The organism is Streptomyces sp. ATexAB-D23 (genome assembly GCF_000373645.1).
In the GTDB taxonomy this organism is placed as follows: Bacteria; Actinomycetota; Actinomycetes; order Streptomycetales; family Streptomycetaceae; genus Streptomyces; species Streptomyces castrisilvae.
This window is the reverse complement of record NZ_KB892010.1, coordinates 9,350-27,742: the sequence shown is the minus strand read 5'-3', so window position 1 is coordinate 27,742 and position 18,393 is coordinate 9,350. Positions and strand designations below refer to the sequence as shown.

The window sequence follows — 18,393 nt, the reverse complement described above, 5'->3', positions numbered from 1 at the left end:
GCGACCAGTCGTTCTGGTGCATTGCCCCCGGGCAAGCAGCCATGAAGTCAGATGGCGTCCCAGGCCCCTGGTGTTCTCGACGGCCCATCGCCGCTCGAGCCACTGGCATCCCAGTCCAGCATGTGCTGGTACTCCTAGAGCGTCACGTCGATGCGGATCGATGCCAGATCACGGTTGGTCTCGGGATCCACGGCCGTGGCCGTGTGGGTCGACTTGTGCGGATCGATACCGATCAGCATCATCGGCGGTCCTCTCTCTCGGACGTCGGGTCAGTGGAATCCGCAGGTGACATCCCGACTTCGAGAAGCGTGGGGTGGCCGATGCTCATGCCTCTGTTGAGTCAAGCCGCGAACGGACACCGGGCAGGTCGACACACCCAAAGAGAGCCAGCTTTTGCGGGCGGCAGGAAGTACTCGAGTCGGCCCGCCCGGCGTCCTGCGGCACGTTACGAGCGGCCAACCCGATCAGAGAGACCACGAATGGCGTGATCACCGCTAGCGTGAGTGAACGTCGACACAAGGGAGGGGCGGCATGAGACGGCACAAATCACCCTAAGGCGGAGACCCTACTCTCGTGATCGCAGACCGGATTGGCATACCCGGGCGGGGTTACTGTCAGAGGTGCCGTTTACGCTTCAGCCTGCCGGATGTGAGCGCCCCGTGAAGGAAGTGTGATGTCAAGGCCAAGGGTGGGGAGTTTTGTTCGGTTTGTCGGTTCTCCGGGGGTTGGGCGTGTCACGGCAGTCGAGGGCGACAACGTCAAGGTCGACTTCTTCGAGTCGATAGCGGAACCGGTTGTTCACACGCAGTGGGTGGCTGCGCACCTGTGCACGCCGGTCAGCCTGCCCGACCAGACCCGCGTGTATCGGCGTGACCCGAGCACGGGCGTCTGGTTCGTGGGGCGGGTTCAGGGGAGCGACCCAGGCGTGTACTACGTCCGGTTCCCCAATCATCCGAACGTGCATCCGCCGGTGCGCACGACAGAGTTGCACGTGCGCTGGGACCAGCCCGTGAGGAACCCGGTGGCAACACTGGGCGCGGGAGGCAACGAATCCGGCTACTTCCACGATGCCCGCCTGCCGATGCTGCACGGCCTCATCGCCCAGCGCGGCGCCAGCGGAAGTATCCCGGCCCTGCTGTCTTCTGCTGTCGAGATCTACCCCCATCAGATCCAGGCCGCGCTGACCGTCCTTTCCGACCCCGTGCAGCGCTACCTGCTGGCCGATGAGGTGGGCCTGGGCAAAACCGTCCAAGCCGGCTACATCTTTCGCCAGACGCTGATCGACAACCCTCGCGCGCGAGTTGTCGTGCTCGCGCCGGCGCCCCTGGTCAGGCAATGGCGCAGCGAAATGCTGGAGAAGTTCTTCATCGATGACTTCCCCGAAGCACGCATCACCTTCACCGCTCACGACACCCCCGACAAGTGGGCTACCTACCGCGAGGCTGACCTGCTGATCGTCGATGAGGCGCACCTTCTCGTCCAGACGATCACCGAGCCGACGCAGTCGCCCTACCGCGAACTGTGCGGCATCGCCCACTCGGCCACGCGCCTGCTGCTGTTGTCGGCCACCCCGGTGACCTCACATTACGTCACCCACCTGGGCCTGCTGCACCTCCTGGATAAACACCTGTACCGCTGGGACGACCGTGCCGCCTTCGAAGAGCGCTACCGGCGGCGCAAAGACTTCGCCGACGGCGCCTTCCAGTTGGATGCCTACTTCCCGGCACTGCTGCCGATGACCATCCACAACCTGCGTGAGTTGGTGCCCCACGATGGCCACTTCGACGGTCTGGCCACCGAGGTGCTGGCGCTGCTCACCGACGACGACGAACTGGCGGACGAGGAGCAGGCCCCGGAACTGGAAGTGCGCGTCGAGGCACTGAGGGCTCACCTCAGTGAGACCTACCGCCTGCACCGACGAGTGATCCGCCACCGCCGCGCCTCCGTGCTGCGCGACGACGAAGCATCGGACCTGGTGCCCTACGAAGTGCGGGGACGTACCCGCCCGCGCCTGCTCGCGGTGGAATCCGGGGAACACCAGTTGGCCCAGGCGCTGCTGCTGCAATGGCGCACCCTGATCGCTGATCACCTGCTGGACACCGAAGCCGACGAAACCCAGCAGACCGCCTACGGCATGGCGCTGGCGGTACTCGCCTCACGGGCCGGGGCCCTGTTCAAGGACGTGCTCTCTGCCTTGCGCTGGCGCGTGCACCACGACAGTCGAGCCGCCGACCAGGCAGGACTCACCGATCAGGAACGCGGCTACCTTGCCGCGCCGGCCCCGGTGCCCGGCGAGAGTGACCTGCTGGACGCCTACATTCAGGAGTACGCCGACCACTCCGGTGTATCGGCCCGTACGGTCCTGGCTAAGGCGCTGCTGTCGGTGGTCCGCCCCGGAACCAGGGCGGTGATCTTCTGCGGCCCTGGAAGCCTGGCCGGGCAGGTCGCCGATGCGCTGCGCGAGCAGGCACCCGCGGCCGTCGTGGGCCTGCACACCCTCGACGTCGGATCGGACGCCTGCGAGCAGGCCGTGCTGGCTTGGCGCACGGCAGGCGACACCACGAAGTCCCAGATCCTTGTCGTTGACGCATCCGCCGAGGACGGGCTGAACCTGCAACTCGCCGACACGGTGGTGCACGTGCGCCTGCCGTGGTATCCCAACCGGTTGGAGCAGCGGATCGGACGCGTGGACCGCTACCGCGGGGTGGAATCGCTGCGCCAAAACCGGCCGGCGCAGCAGTTCCGCGTGGGCGACCGCGAAGGCGATGAGGCGTTTTGCGGCGCGTGGGCGCGTGTGCTGCACGAGGGATACGACCTGTTCACCGCATCTGTCTCTACCCTGCAGGACATCATTGCTGATGGGCTGCCCGGTGTGTGGGGGCAAGCCCTCGTCGACGGTCCGGGGCGGCTGACCTCGCTGGCGCCCAGCATCCGCGAAGAACTGCGCCAGGCCAAGCGGGATATCGACACCATGGACATGCTGGAGTCCGTACATGAGGCGTCGGAGCAGACACGGCAGATTGCTGCCGCCCTGGATCGCCTGGAACAAGACTGGCCACGTCTGCGGACGGACCTGGTGCACTACGCCGACCGAAACAACGGCGGCCTGGGCTTCCGGCACGGCACGCGTACCGTCGCAGGCCACCAGCGCGATTACTTCGACGTTGCTTCCTCACGCCCGCTGATCGACCCACGCCGCTACAAAGCAGCTGCCGAGCGCATGCATGCCGACATGACGCAGGGAGTCTTCAACCGGTCCACCGCGTTGCGGGCCCCGGGAACCAGGCTGTTTCGCGCGGGCAACCCCTTCGTGGACCTGCTCGCCGACATCGTCTTCACCGATGAATGCGGTCAGGCCACAGCTTTCCGCCGCTTCGACCCCACCTGTCGCGGAGCCGATGAGGCCTACTTCGGACTCGAGTATCTCGTGGAAGCGGACATCAGTGCCGCACTGCGCCGCCTCGAAGACGTACCGGAGGCCCGGCGCGCGCTGAGGCGTCAGGCTGATCGCCTCATGCCCCCGTTCACCCTCAAGGTGTGGACGCGCGCGGGGCACCCCACGGCTCTGGCCGACCCGGCGGTCTGCGCCTGGCTGAATGCCCCCTACGGCAAGGACAAGAACGGCAAGGAAACGAAGAGAGATCAGAACTACAATGTCACCAACCAGGGCCAACTGCTGGCTGTGTTCGGTGGCTGGCAGGAGTACCGGCATGCGGCACAAGCGGCCGAGGGCGCGGCCCGGGCCCACCTGTTCCAGGCGACCGACCTCGTGAGCAGGTGCACCACGGCGCAGGAGCAGGCACGCCAGCAACTCGCCGTCGCAACCGCCCAGGCCCAGGCGCGCCAGGCAGCCGGTCATCTGCTGGGGGATACCGAGAGCTATCTGCTGGATGTTGCCGTGGCAGGCGATCTCGTGGAGGGGCTCATCCGCCCCTCGGTGCGCGTGGTGGCTGCCACCTGCATCGTGCGCGGCGGCTTCCGGAAGGCGGAGCACCATGAGTGATGCGTGGGCGCAGGCCCAGGAATTGTTTGCCGCATGGCCCCAGATACCGTCGAAGACGGCTGCCGGCACCCTGCGACGGCTGCAGGACGCCCTGGCCGACCAGGCGGCACAGCACACCCAGGCGGTCGCCTGGCGCGACATTGCGGCGCTGACCCGCCAGGTGCTGCTGGAGGCTGCCGTCAGGGGAAACCACACCGGGCTCGACGTCCCCCTGGATCCGGCACTGCCCAGCCGCGAGCAGTGGGAACAGATGGCCTGCCGGACCCTTCCAACCGCGCGAGGCCTGCGGGTCTTCGCCCAACCGTGGCACCCGCGAGCGCTGACGCCCGAAGCACAAGACAACGCTCAAAAGGATCTGGAACAGGTCTACCTCGGAGAGGACTCGCCGCTCCGGCGACACCTTGAACCTCAGCCTGCCGATCCCTTTTGGCACGAGGCCTTGGGATACCAGGAGTACGTCTCCGTCGGACAGCAGCAGGCGGCCCGAGCGGTCGCACTCGCCCCCGCCGGCACCACGACGATCGCGTGCCTGCCCACCGGACACGGCAAGACCGCGGTCGCACAGGCTTCAGCCCTGCTGGCCGGTGCCCGCGGGGGCGTGTCCGTTGTGGTCGTGCCCACCGTCATCCTGGCCCTGGACATGGAAGCCAGAACGCAAGCCACCCTTGAACGGCAAGGCAAACGAAGCCCGACCGGACGCTACGCCTATACCAGCGGCCTGCCGCAGGAGGTCAAGCAGCAGATCTGCGACGACGTCCGCACCGGCCGCCAGCGCCTGCTGTTCACCTCGCCCGAAGCAGTGGTGACGGCGCTGAAGAAGCCGCTGGAGGATGCTGCCGAGGCGGGACTGCTGCAGTACTTCATCATCGATGAAGCACACCTGGTCGAGCAGTGGGGCACAGGCTTTCGGCCCGATTTTCAAACCATGGCCAGCCACCGGCGCACCTGGCTGCACAAGGCCCCCGCAGGGCAGGCCCCGGTGACCGTGGCCATGAGCGCCACCCTCACCAGCCGCCAGGTCATCCTGCTGGAACAACTGTTTGCCGAACCAGGACAGGCGCAGGTGGTCTGGGCGGCGCAACTGCGCCACGAGCCCAGCTACTACGTCGACACCTGCCCGGACCCGGAAACGCGGCAGGAAGCCGTCATCGAGGCCGTCGCCATGCTGCCCAAGCCGCTGGCGCTGTACACGACGCGCGTCAAGGACGCCGAAGCCTGGGCTGAGCGGCTTCGCTCAGTGGGCTTCCGCCGCGTGACCCAGGTGACCGGCGACTCCAAGGACGATGATCGTCGTGCTGCCCTGGAAGGCTGGGCGGGCTCCACGCCTGCCGGGCCCAGCCCGACCCGGTTTGACGTGGTCGTCGGCACCTCAGCCTTTGGTCTGGGAGTCGACCTCGCCGACGTACGCACCGTCGTTCACGCCTGCCTGCCGGAAACCACCGATCGCTACTACCAGGAAGTCGGCCGCGCAGGGCGCGACGGCAACCCCTGCATCGCCTACATGGCCACCGCCCCCGGCGATGAGGAGTTGGCCGAACGCCTCAACCGCGATCCGCAACTGACGACCAAGCGTGCCTGGAAACGATGGCGGGCCATGTGGCGCGACCGCATTCGCACCCCCAGCGGCGCCTACCGGATCAGCCTTGATTCCCTGCCCGCCGATATGCACGAAGGCTTCAACCAACATCGCACCTGGAACGAACGCATCCTCAACCTGATGGTCAGAGCCGGCCTAATCACGGTGACCATCCCTGAGCCGCCTGTGCGCGCACCTGAGGAAACCGACGCAGCCTGGCAGCAGCGATCCGATGCGTTCTATGCCGCACTGGGCAAGCAGTTCGACATCATCCTCGCCGACGGCCAAACCAATGACCTTGACTACTTTGGCGCCCACTTCAACCAGGTGCGTCAGCAGATCATCGCCGACCAGCACAGTGCGGGCGGGCGACTGCGCACCATTTTGCGCAGTGAACGCTGCTGGGGCGAGGCACTGGCAGAGCATTATCGCGTGCCGTACCAGGGGGGCACCTTGCCCACTGCAGTCACCTGCCGCGGGTGCCCGCACTGCCGTAAGAACGGCCCCGCGCGCGGGAGTGCTGCCGGCTACTACCGACTGGCCGTGGAACCCCGGCCCCCGGTGCCGTCCTGGCCCACCAGCAGCGCAGATCCCCTGCAGCGCTTCAGGACAGACCTTTCGTGTCTTTCCATCTACTGGGAAACCCAACAAGAGTTCAACGAACTCATACCCGAACTGCTCGAGCGGTTGGCGGCACGGGGGATGTCGGCCGTGGGCGGTCCGGGAATCAGCCGCCTTTCCACCCGACGACTGCAGCGCGACGTGCGCCCGCATCCCCTCATCGTGGACTCCGATGGAGACCTCCTCGACCGCTACACCAACCCCCTGGTCTGGCTCATGGACCCGGAGGATTCCGTCATGGGGCCGGAAGCGGCGATGCGTTTTGAGTCCCAGGATGTGACGTACCTGCTGCATCCCCGGTCCCTGACGCATCCGGACCGCCCCAAAGCCCCTCTCATTGCCATCCACCGCGCCCACCTGTGGGTACGTACTGCCCTGGAGTCTTTCTGATGGCCCTGCTGAATGTGGAAGCCTCGGTACCACCCTTTATGTGGGCCGTGGTTCGACTGCTTGCCGCAGAAGGCAAGCCACTGCCCGTCGACCGGGCACGGTCGTTCTTGGCTCCGCCCTCGCTCACCGAGGGAAAGGAGAACAAGACCTTCGATCAAACCGTACGCACCCTGCGGGACCTGGGGCTGATCGCAGAGGAAGACAACCGCATCCGGCTCGCTGGACATGCTGTGAGCGTGGACGGCACGCACTTCGCCGCGTTCGCTGCCTGCCTTCGCCGTGCTGTCTTGGACAGTGACCTCAATGCGGGACTGGCACAGGATCCTTCGCAGACCGGTCCGCGGGACCTGACCCGTACGCTCGTGTGGTTCTTGTCCCGAGACCCCCTGGGCGAAGCCGCCACTTGGGATATCGCTCAGCTTGAGCAGTCTGTCGACCTCAACCCCGAAGCGGGCACCGCTTCCAAAAATGACACCCGCTGGAATCGCTTCGTGCACTGGGCCCCCGCCCTGGGCTTCGGAGCGACTCCCTTGCTGCCCACCTCGGGCAAGGGGCCCCTGTCGCCGGACTGCACGGCAGCCATCAAACAGACCATGCTGACGATGTGGGGGATCGGGGAACGCGTCAACGCCGTTGACGCCGCCCAGGCCCTGCGCACAGCCCTACCGGTGCTTCCCGGCGGTGAGTACGCCACGGCCTTGGGAATCCCCGACCCAGGAGCACGATCGGCTGGCCCTGCCTTGTCCTTTGCTCTCCTGCGCGGTGAAGACGAGGGCTGGCTCGTTCTGCAGCAAGATGCCGATGCGCAGCGCATCCTGAGCCTTCACGACCCCGACCGCCCCTCGCACTACGTGTCCGACATCGTCATCTCGGAGGACCAGAATGGCTGACCTTCGCGGCTTTTTGTGCTGGAAGCCTGAAACGGCAGCTACGACGATCAACACCGAAGCAGTCAGCCCTTCCCGAGCGGTCTTCCTGGCCACGCATGCACCGCTGCGTATCCGCCGCTCCCGCCTGGACGGGCGCTCCGTTTTGGCCGACGGCGCCCTGGTCGACGAGAAAACCGTCCGCGATGAGTTCCTTGCACTGAAATCCGACACCGGTGCACTTTTGGTGCCGATTGTGGGTGACTCCGGCACGGGAAAATCCCACCTGGTGCGCTGGGTAGGCGAAACGCTGCCCGACTCGGCCAAGCGCAAGGTCATCTACCTGGAAAAGGCCAAGACGAGTCTGCGGGCCGTCATCGACGCCCTCCTCGCCAGCGTCCAGGACGGCAACCTGGCCAAACTGCGCGACGACATCCATCGCTTCACCGACAGCATGGACGTCGCCACGCTCAGCAGGCGACTGGTCAACGCACTGAGTGAATCCCTGGCCGCCACCACAGTCCGCGACGTTCCGCAGCACGCCCGCCCCCTGGCCGGCCCCCGCGGCCTGACCGTCATCTTGCAAGACCCCCACGTGAGTGCCTCCATGCTCGCCCAGGGCAAGTTCATCACCGAACTGGCAGAGCAGCTGCTTCATGACCGCGCGGGTGGCGAACCAGACCGTCCCATGGCCTTCACTATCGACGATCTACCGACCGACCTGCTCGATCTCCACCAGGCCGCCCAGATCACGATCAAACTGGTCGGCGCGATCTCGGGTAACCCCTTCCTGCAGCAGGCTGCCGTTGACCTGCTGAACCAGCACTTGGAAACGGCCGTCAAGCAGGTAGCCAGCCTGGGCTCCGGCCGCCTGCAGGACGCCATGCTCAAGGTGCGGCGGGAGTACGCCCGCGAGGGCAAAGAGATCGTTTTGCTGATCGAAGACTTTGCACTCATTCAGGGCGTCCAGAAAGATCTTCTCGATGCGGTCATCGAGGCGGGCAACCGCTTTGGCAGCGCAAGCCTGGCGCCCATCCGCACCCTCATGGCTGTCACCACGGGTTACTTCAAGGACCTGCCGGAAACTGCCCTGACCCGCGTGCGGGCAACGACCGGCTACGTCTACAACCTCAACGTGCCCTTCACCCAGGACGACCAAGGCGAGGAAGAGATCGCCTCGTTCGTCGGGCGGTATCTGAACGCCGCCCGCCTTGGACGGGACGCCCTGGAAAGCGCGGACGACGGACAGGTCACCAACCACTGCGAATCCTGCCCCCTGATCACCCAATGCCACGAGCAGTTCGGGGCAACCTCCCAGGGCTTTGGGCTCTATCCCTTCAACGAGTCTGCGCTGGTGCGCACCATCCACGCCACTGCCCCACGCAGCGACCCTTACGCGTTTGTCCCCCGCACCGTTTTGGGAAGCGTGATCCGTCCTGTCCTGGTCGAGCACGCGACCGCGCTCAAGGAAGGATCCTTCCCCGACGCCCGCTTCCGTTCTCAGTTCCCTACAGCAGCCGTTGATGACCCACTGCCTGCCGAAGTGCAGGAAGTGGTCGAGGCTGAGGACCACCTGGATGCCTTCCGCCGCAAGCTTGTCCTGGAATTTTGGGGAAACGCCCCCACCCACGCCGACGCCCTGCCCAACGCCGTCATCGACGCCTTCGCCTTGGAACACCGCACCTTCTCTGGCGACAGCACAGCGATCAAACAGACGCCGAAAGCCCAGGTAAAAGCTGAAGGGGACAAGAGGAGCACCGTCACCAGCACGCCGACGACGACCGCTCCTGTCTCCGCTGAATCAGACCTTCTACCATCGCTTCTGGCCAAGCTCAAGGCAGTGGATGACTGGCTCACTCGAGACCAGGTGCTCCTGCAGTCCGTTGCTTCGGAGCTGCGCACCGCACTCATCGGCGCGGTCGTCCAGCGCTACCGCTGGATCGATCCCTTGATGCCGGAACAATCTCAAACCACCGCCCGCGCCGTGTGGCCCGTCAACGCCCGTGTGGTCTCCATCGAAGGGGCAACGGAAAACCTGGTCGGCGCTGCGACCGCACCCATTCGTATCAAGCGGACCGCGCGAAACAGTCGTTACCTGCACAGCATCCTGCTGATGAAGAACGGCCACCCCGCGCAACGAGCAGAGCATGTACGCCGGTTGAGTGCCGACGCAGACCGCTACGCTGCGTCTTTTACGACGGCCCTGCAAACAAGCCTGCAGATCACCGACGACGAACTGGTCCTCGGACTGAGGGCTTCGCTCATCGGTGCTGCGTTGGCTGGTGTTGCATGGCCTGGCATGGACGAGGCCGACCTCTTGGCGGCAGCCTTCCATGACGGGCGTTCATGGAAGCGTCAGGACGCAGCCGACCGCGATCCTGCATGGAACAAACTGCTGGAGTCCCACCTCCCCAACAGGCCCGCCCTGGTCGAATGGCTTCGCAACGCACTGGGCGTGGCTCAGGGCAACGGGCAACCGCGCCTGATCGACGCTGCCCGAACTCTGCCGCTGTTGCGTCAGGCGTGCACACAGTGGGACTGGCAGATGGAAGGGAAGGAACCGCCGCCGGACCACGTGAAGCCGGCCGTCAAGAACTTCGCCAACTGGATCGACGTCGTCAACAACCAAAGCGCCTCCCTGCGCGGTCAGTTGGACGTCATTCGCCAGCATCATCCGCGCGGTACTACTTCCGCGCAGGTCCTGGCCGCAGTACGCGACGCCCTCGCGGCCGCCGAGGACGCGAGCATCTCGATCCCTCGGGCAACCTTCAAGCAGATCACCAAGTTGCTGGAAGGTGCCCGCGACGTCGACTGGAAGATCCTCAACCAACTCGAGGACGACCTGCGTAAAGTCGACGATTCAGACGCCACCGATGCTGCGCGCCACGCGGCATCCATCACTGCTGCCGCGCGAGACCGCGGCGCAACCGTGCAGGTCGTGCAGGAGTTTCTCGTGGCCAGCGAGACGTGGCTGACCGCTGCCTTGGACCACGCAGAATCTCGAACCAACTCCCACGGCGACGAAGCCGCCCGGGCAGTTCAGGACATTCTGACCGAGTGGCAGGCGATGAACGTAGAGGGAGAAGACCGATGAGCGGGCCCCTGTCTGTCCTGCAAAAGGCAGAACGCCTTCAGGCTGAAGCACGCCGTCTCAACGAGGGAGCCAAGGGAGAAGAGGAAGCGCGGCGCATCAGCGAACGCATCATCGTCTTGCGGACCCACCTGGTCACCTTGCAGCGCCACCTCCGTATCGCCCGCTCGCTGATGATGCAACCCGCAAGCCCGGACATCGACCTGTCCGGAGTCGGCTCCGGCCTGGCGGCATTCTCCCGTCAGTGCGAGGGCGGCGGCTTGCCCCCCAACGCGGCCTTCACTCGCGCATCGACCGCAGTACAAAAAACGGTAGAGCGCATCGCCCGGGACAGTCAGGAGGCCTGGCGGCAGTGGACGCAGACGCAACTGGCCGGACTGGAACTGGCCCGGCAAGTCATGCTCTCCATCAGCGAGCAGAGCCGAGCGAAGTCACTGCACCAGGACCTCGTCAAAGCCGCCCGGACCGCAGAAGTCGATGCATCAGCGATCACCCTGTTTGCCAACGCGCATGCTGAGCTGGCCGAACTGCTCAGCACCGCCCCGGCCCCCCCGCCGGAACTGCAGACACTGCTGGACCGCCTGGCATCTGGTACCTCGCAGCTACTGAAGGACATCACCGACGCAGAAATCGCGCTGCTGCGCCAGTGCCAACTCGATGGCGACCTGGAAGTCCGAAGGAGGCGAGCGTGATCTCACCTGCGCTGGCGCGCTTTTACAACCTGGTCCTCAACGCCCTCGAGGACCGCGAACTGCCTCTCGTGTCGTGGGGTATCACCGACGGATCCCTGACCGAGCATGAAGTCCTCGACGTCATAGAATCCTTGCTGCCCAAGGCCCCCGCGGACGTTGCGCAGATGTCGAGCGAGGACCTGCTCTATGAGTTCCGCGACCGGGCCTGGCTCTTCAAAGTGCCCGACACCTCCCCTGCGCAGTACCGCACACGCCTTGCAGAGAGTGTCCGACTCGCAGCACAACTGCGGCAGCTTTTTCCCTGGCAAGCGCGGGATGAGTCCACACCGTGGTGGCAAAGCGGCAAGCGACTCGTGGCCGACTACCGCCTGCACACCGCGCCACGCCGCTACCCTCAACGCAACATTCCAGCAGCCACAGCACTGAAGGAACTGGACAGCCAACCAGGCTGGGGAGCCGTTCAACACCTGGTGGCGCAAACCCAGATCGGCGCCCGCGACCTCGCCCGCTTCCAGGTCGAGGCCACCGCGGCGGTGACTGGCGCCCTGCAACGCCCTCACTCCAGTGGCGTCATCGTGGGCGCTGGCACCGGCAGCGGCAAGACTCTGGCTTTTTATCTGCCAGCTTTTGCGGCCATGGCCGAGCGCGCTCGCCCCAACACCTTTCGCCTGCATACGCTCGCGTTGTATCCCCGCAAGGAACTTCTACGGGACCAGTTGCGCGAGGCATTGAGCACCGCACGCTCACTGGAGCCTGCCCTGCTGAAGTTGGGGCGTCGGCCGTTTCGACTGGGAGCCCTGTACGGAGACACGCCGTACCGCCAAGACGACACTCGCCTGCTACCCGGCGCCACGGGCCGTACTGCCTGGAAGCGCACGCGCGATGGCGCCGTCTGCCCGTACCTGACCTGCCCCGCGTGCGAGCGCGGTGAACTGCTGTGGCGTGATGCTGATCGCCGGAGCAATCAAGAGCGCCTGACCTGTCTGGCTCCAGCCTGCCGTGCCACCATTCCCCACGGCGTCCTTGCCCTGACTCGTAAATCTCAGGAAGACACACCTCCTGACCTGCTGTTCACGACAACCGAAATGCTCAACCTGAACAGCGCCGGTGGCGGGCTCAGCCGCCTGCTGGGCTGGCAAGGCGGCGCAGTGCCTTCCCTCGTCCTGCTTGACGAGGTACACACCTACTCGGGGATCCACGGAGCGCAAACCGCCCTGCTGCTGCGCCGTTGGCAGCACGCTGTCCGCAAACCGGTGGCTTTCGTCGGCCTGAGCGCGACCCTGCGCGATGCTGCAGGGTTCTTCGCCCGCCTGGTAGGACTGCGCGAAAGCCGCGTGGAATACATTCAGCCCACCGATGACAGCATGGACCACGAGGGCCGCGAATACGCCTTGGCCTTGCGTGGCGATCCGATCGCAGGCAGCAGTTTGTTGTCGACGTCGATCCAGACAGCCATGCTCTTTGGACGCATGCTCGATCCGGAAGAGGACGCGGCACTCTACGGCTCCACCGGATTCCTCTTCACCGACGACCTGGACGTCACCAATCGCTTCTACGACGATCTCAGGGACGCCGAAGGAGGACAAAACCGCTACGGTAAGCCGGGGAAGAAGCCGGTTCTTGCAGCGTTGCGGGCCCCGACGCGCGCCCAGCACCAGGCACGCTACCGTGAGGGCCAGTCTTGGGACCTCATGGAGAAAATCGGCCACGTACTCGCTGCTGGCAGGGCCAACCACGCCTTGCGCATCGCACGCACCTCCTCCCAGGACGTCGGAGTCGATCTCCAAGCGAACCTGACGGTGGCGACGGCCTCCCTCGAGGTCGGATTCAACGACCCCCGCGTGGGACTGGTACTCCAGCACAAGGCACCCCACGACGCGGCAGCCTTCATCCAGCGCCGCGGCCGGGCCGGCCGCCAACGCGCCATGCGCCCCCTGACCGTCATCACCCTCTCCGACTACGGTCGCGACCGTCTGGCCTACCAGGCCTACGAAACGCTGTTTCAGCCCGAAGTGCCCGCACGCCACCTTCCGGTCCACAATCGCTTCGTCATCAAGATTCAAGGAGCGCAATCACTGCTGGACTGGGCCGGGCGCAAGATCCGCCCCAGCCATTGGTGGGCCGACCCTCGAGGGCTGCTGACCGCACCCAGCGGGGGAAGCAGCAGCAAGGAAAAGAAGGCCGCTGGTGAAGCCTTGGCGCACCTGCTGGAGAGTCTGTTGACCACTCCCGCTCTCCAAGACGACCTGGCCCGCCACCTCAAGGCGTCACTGCACCTGACCGCCGACGACGTACAAGCCTTGCTGTGGGAAGAGCCGCGCTCCTTGCTCCTCAGCGTCGTTCCCACCGCGCTGCGCCGGCTGAAGAACGACTGGCAAGTCCTCCAGGACAAAGACCCCGGCGCCGAACCCAGAGCGGTGCTCCCGGAGTTCATCACACGCACCCTGTTCGACCCCCTGAACGTGCCCGAAGTCGCCCTGATCCTGCCCTTCGCTGCGCAGCCCACAGCCAACACGGCTGAGCAGGACAGCGCCGATGAACTGCTGCCGATTGCCAGAGCCCTGCGCGAGGCCGTACCGGGAAGAATCAGCCGCCGCTACGGCCACCAGCACGACGACCACCGCACCTGGCTGCCCATCCCGCCACTGGGCCAGGACACCCTGGAACTCGACAGCACCCTCGTGCCCGTCTCGACCGCCGAAGGCCGCTGGACCCCAACCCTCACCGGCCAAGAACCGTCAGACGTCGTCGTCCTTCGCCCGCACCGACTGCAATTGAGCAAGCCGGACAAGCAGGTCGCCGACCGGTCCCAAGGATTTCCTCTGTGGGGCTCACAACTCGTCGTCGAAGCCGGCGCACGCCCCTTGCCCGCCGATATTCCCCACCCCTCGCCCTGGGGACAACGCATCACCAGCGTGGGCTTCGCCACCCACGAGGCAGGCAACCCCATCGAGGTGCGCCGCATGACATGCGGATCGCGCTTTGAGGTCAGCTACGACGGGGGCACCACCGACGCACGCACCGTGCGCTACACCCTGAACGGGGAACCGGCCGCACTCGGCTTCCGACTGAACGTGGACGCAGCCTCCTTCACCCTGGCGCCCCTCGACACCAGCCACCCCCAGGTCGCCCAGTATCTGACCTCGCCCCAATGGCGCACCCTGGCCTTCTTCCACGCCGTCGACAGCGACGCCGCCCTCAGCGAGGTGACCAACCAATTCCAGCGCGGCTGGCTGGCCCTGGCCTACCTGACGTCGTTCTCCCTGCGAGGCCTGGCAGAAAACAGCCCCGCCCCGGCATCGATCCGCCAGCTGCTCGCCACCGGAACCTGGCGAGACGACCTGAGCGAGATCCTCAGCGTGCTCTACCGCGACGACCCAGCTACATCACCCGCACAGAGCAACGAACGCCTCATCGCCACCCTCACCGAACTCAGCGAGCAACCCGTCGTCATCGACGCACTCGACCGCGCCGGACACCTCCTCGTGGCCTCGGACATCGCCCAGCGCACAGCCGACCTGGCACGACGTACCTACACCGACACCATGGCCGCAGCCATCTTGAGCGCCGCCCTTCGCGCCTGCCCCGACGCCCAAGACGGCGACCTGATTGTGGACGTGGAACTGCCCGCACACAGCCACAACGCGGCCGCGATCTGGCTCAGCGAAACCTCCATCGGAGGTCTAGGTGTCATCGAGCAGCTCTCCCGGCACTACGCCGAAGACCCGCGGCGCTTTTGGCGCCTGGTCGAATCAGCACTGACCCCCAACGACTACGAATACGTCGACTCCACCGTCACCCGACTCCTGCACCACGTGACCACCCAGCCCAACGGCAAGGCAGCACGTGCCATGGCAGCCCTGCGGGCCCACACCTCCGCCGCCGAATCCAACCAAGCGCTGACAACACTGCGCGAGGCCTGGAGCGACATCGACGGCCCCCCACGCCACAGCGCAGTGGCAGCACTGTCAACCCGGCTGCTGCGTCCCGGCAGCACTCCCGCCACCGACGCCAGCACACTGGCATTGGTCGGAGGATGGCGGTCCCTGGAACAACGCCTGGGCGTGGAAGTCGATGCCCGCGTCATCGCTTACGCCGTCGGATCAGGCCGCATGCTCACCGGCCCGGGACCGCGCCTTAGCGCCGACCAAGCCTTCAGCCTGCTCTGGCCGCGTGGCCGCGACGCCCGCAACCACCATCTCCAGCACTACCAGCCTTATCTCGACCGCCCCGCCAGCCTGGACCGACTCCTGGCCACCGCAGCACACGACGAACAACTGCCCCACATCGACGTCACCGAAGAAGGCTGGGAAGAGCGCTACCAAACCGCACTAGCCCAACACGCCGCCGCCGTGTTGACCGCAGACACCCAAGCCACCACCGCACTGGCCGACGCCATCGTCCGGGTGCCGGCCCTGCCGATCGACCGAGACGCGATGCGCGTACACGGAGAAATGCAAAGCATGAGCCGCCACGGCCAGCAATGGCACGTACGAGTGGACATCCGAGAGGCCACACAATGAATGGACTCCAGCGCCCCGTACGCACCGGCGGACCCACCGGTGAAAACCCCGACACCATTCTTGCCACGGCCCTGATGGGAGAACTTCTCTTCCCCGGACCCAGAATGTGGCTGGTCTCGCCCTGGATCAGCGACGTCCACGTCGTGGACAACAGCCACGGATCATACGACGACCTGTTCGGCGACACCCCTCCCAGCGCCTGCTCACTATCCGACCTCCTCGCCCGGATCGTGACCGCTGGCTCCGCCCTCACCGTCGTCACCCGCCCCGATCCCCACAACGCCCACTTCCTCGCCCGATTGCACCGCCGCACCCCTGCCCAATCCGTCCGCGTGGTGCAAGACGTCTCCGTCCACGAAAAGACCATCTGCGGCCGTGACTGGCTGCTCACCGGGTCAATGAACTTCACCGTGCGCGGCTTGTTGGAAAACGATGAAGCCGTGACCTACAAGGTGGGAGGCAGCCATGCAGGCCAGGCACGCCTCGAACTCGCCCAGCGCTGGAAGGAGCATCAGTGACCACCCCACGCCAAAGCGCCCCGGCCTGGACCACACAGGACCTGGACGACCTCTTTCAGCGCTTCTTCGGCCCAGGCAACGACGCGTGGCCAGGAATGGATCCCGACCCCCGCAAGGGCAAACGAGCCCGGCCCTTCGTCGACCTGCTGCGCCGCAGTACTGACATTCCCCTCGTCCTGCCCCGCTACCAGCAAGCCCAGGACCGCTTCGCCATCTACGTCACCGCCCGTGGCGAAGCACACGCGGCGCTCATGGCCCAGATCATCACCGCATTCGCCGGACCGACGTACCTCATCGACGCAGGCGTGCGTCCGTGCACCCTCGACGTCAACGACCCCATCGAGTCCGCACTGCTGGACCTCGCCGGCGAAGCAACCACCTTCCGCCTGGAAACCCACCCCAACCGCCGCTACCGCCAGAAACTGACCGACGTCGCCCTGCTCATGCAGCGCACCCTGGCCAGTCGCCCCCCTCGCCTGTGGCGCGTAACCAAACCCACGGGGCGACTCCTGGCCGAGTTCGACGCTGCCCTGGCCGCCGGCGGCGAAGCAGCCTCCCAAGCAACGCTCGAGCAGTTGGCAGCGCAAGGCGGCATCAACGCCGTCAACCTCGCCTACCTGCGCATCAAACGGCTCTCCCGCCTTGGCCTCGACCAGGAACTGCTCGACTACCCTGACCTGGGCGACATCGTGCGGCAAAACCCGCCGATCCCCGTCAAGGAAGCAGTGCTTAACGCTGTCTACGCATGCGACCTGCACGAACCACTCACCTGCGGTGACCTGCCAGGCGCCCAACAAGCCCTGCGCGATCGAGGCTTCCTCGCCCTTGCGCCCTTCGAAGATGCCCAAGCCTCATACTCCACTGAAGCCCTCACCGTCCTTCTCCTCGCCGCCGTGAGCCGAGAGGACTTGGCAAGCACCCAAACAGTTCTCACCACCCTCCAAAAGAACGCACCCCTCGAATCCCTTCCCTTGGCTCTTCGTAGCGCTATCACCGCGTTGCACAACGTCCAGCCGGACGGGATACCAACCCACCAGACAAGCAAATCCACCGAAACGCCCGAAGTTCCCGCCCCCGCGTCCCCGGCACACCACGCGGACGCACCACCCACACCAGCAACTCCCACCTCCTGGCCGGAGTTGATGAGCGCGGTCGCCGACGGCCACGCCCACCTGACCAGCATCCTGGACCAGGAAGCGTGGACCGACTGGCCATCACCAGCCCAAGACGACCGGCACATCGCCACCGTGCTGGAGGACCTCCCCGACGACAGCCAGGCAAAAATCTGGCGATACGTGGGCGCCTTCATCGACAGCGTCGGGTACGGCCAGCCTGCCCCCTTGAGCGCACGCGCCCTGATCACCTGCGCACTGGCATACGACTGGCTCGGCCCAGGAGACCTGCTAGCCGTACAGGCCCTCACCGAAATCGTCCTGCGCTCCAGTCCTTCCGCCGCTACTTACAAACAACTGCTGGAAGAACTCGCCGACACCTGCGAACGCTGGGTGGCCCCCGAACGAGCCGCCATCGCACTGGACTTCGCCGACCGCCTCGTCATGGAAGCCAGCCCCGAGCCAAACGCACGCGAAACCTTCGCCCTGGCACTGCTGCTACCACTGAGCGTGCACCAGGGGCGCTTGGACCCCGGCGACCTGAGCATGGCGCGCCGCCTGTCCACGGAACTCGGCATTGAACTGGACTGGCAGAGCCAGCCCAGCGAAGGCGAAGCACAAGACGCCGAAGCAGAACTCAAGGCCGCAACGGGGTGCCAACTCCTGCTGTACTCCCTCGACGAACGAGTGCTCGACCGAGTCAGCGAGACGCTTCAGCAACTTGTCCCTGGCCTCAAAGTGACCGCTTCCCACGACAGCGTAGGAAGTTCCCAACTGCGTCAAAAAGCCCGACAGGCAGACGTGATCGTCTTGGCCACCCGCTGTGCCAAGCACGCCGCCACAGGGCTCATCACACAGCACGCAAAATCAGCTGTTACCGAATATGCGGACGGCAGTGGTTCGGCCTCTCTTCTGCGCGCGGCAATACACGGCTTGCTACGCGCCGGCAAGGTTTGAGGTAGAAGCCCGCCTCGCTTACGTTGCCGTCACCCGGGCCCGCG

General features: G+C 65.7%; 8 protein-coding genes. All 8 read left to right on the top strand.

The annotated features are described in order from the left end of the window. The first annotated feature begins 673 nt into the window (after positions 1–673). From dpdE to dpdD, 8 genes are read left to right on the top strand one after another with little or no spacing between them, the layout of a single operon-like run. On the top strand, positions 674–4,003 hold the full coding sequence (gene dpdE / locus B082_RS0111130; protein ID WP_051094607.1) for a protein DpdE: 3,330 nt from the start codon (positions 674–676) through the stop codon (positions 4,001–4,003). Next, complete coding sequence (gene dpdF / locus B082_RS0111125) at positions 3,996–6,590, top strand: protein DpdF (RefSeq protein ID WP_018551871.1); 2,595 nt, start codon at positions 3,996–3,998, stop codon at positions 6,588–6,590. Before dpdE ends, dpdF begins: the two co-directional genes overlap by 8 nt. Beyond that, positions 6,590–7,480 carry a protein DpdG gene (gene dpdG / locus B082_RS0111120; protein WP_018551870.1) on the top strand — a complete coding sequence of 297 codons (891 nt, stop codon included), beginning with the start codon at positions 6,590–6,592 and terminating at the stop codon, positions 7,478–7,480. Before dpdF ends, dpdG begins: the two co-directional genes overlap by 1 nt. Then, a complete protein-coding gene (dpdH, locus tag B082_RS0111115) occupies positions 7,473–10,550 on the top strand; it encodes a protein DpdH (RefSeq protein ID WP_018551869.1) in 3,078 nt (1,025 codons plus the stop codon). Before dpdG ends, dpdH begins: the two co-directional genes overlap by 8 nt. Further along, complete coding sequence (locus B082_RS0111110; RefSeq protein ID WP_018551868.1) at positions 10,547–11,239, top strand: hypothetical protein; 693 nt, start codon at positions 10,547–10,549, stop codon at positions 11,237–11,239. Before dpdH ends, B082_RS0111110 begins: the two co-directional genes overlap by 4 nt. After that, complete coding sequence (gene dpdJ, locus B082_RS0111105; protein WP_018551867.1) at positions 11,236–15,762, top strand: protein DpdJ; 4,527 nt, start codon at positions 11,236–11,238, stop codon at positions 15,760–15,762. Before B082_RS0111110 ends, dpdJ begins: the two co-directional genes overlap by 4 nt. Beyond that, positions 15,759–16,280, top strand: coding sequence for a phospholipase D-like domain-containing protein DpdK (dpdK, locus tag B082_RS0111100; RefSeq protein ID WP_026249658.1), 522 nt, complete (start codon positions 15,759–15,761; stop codon positions 16,278–16,280). Before dpdJ ends, dpdK begins: the two co-directional genes overlap by 4 nt. Further along, on the top strand, positions 16,277–18,349 hold the full coding sequence (gene dpdD / locus B082_RS0111095; protein WP_018551865.1) for a protein DpdD: 2,073 nt from the start codon (positions 16,277–16,279) through the stop codon (positions 18,347–18,349). Before dpdK ends, dpdD begins: the two co-directional genes overlap by 4 nt. Positions 18,350–18,393 lie beyond the last annotated feature (44 nt).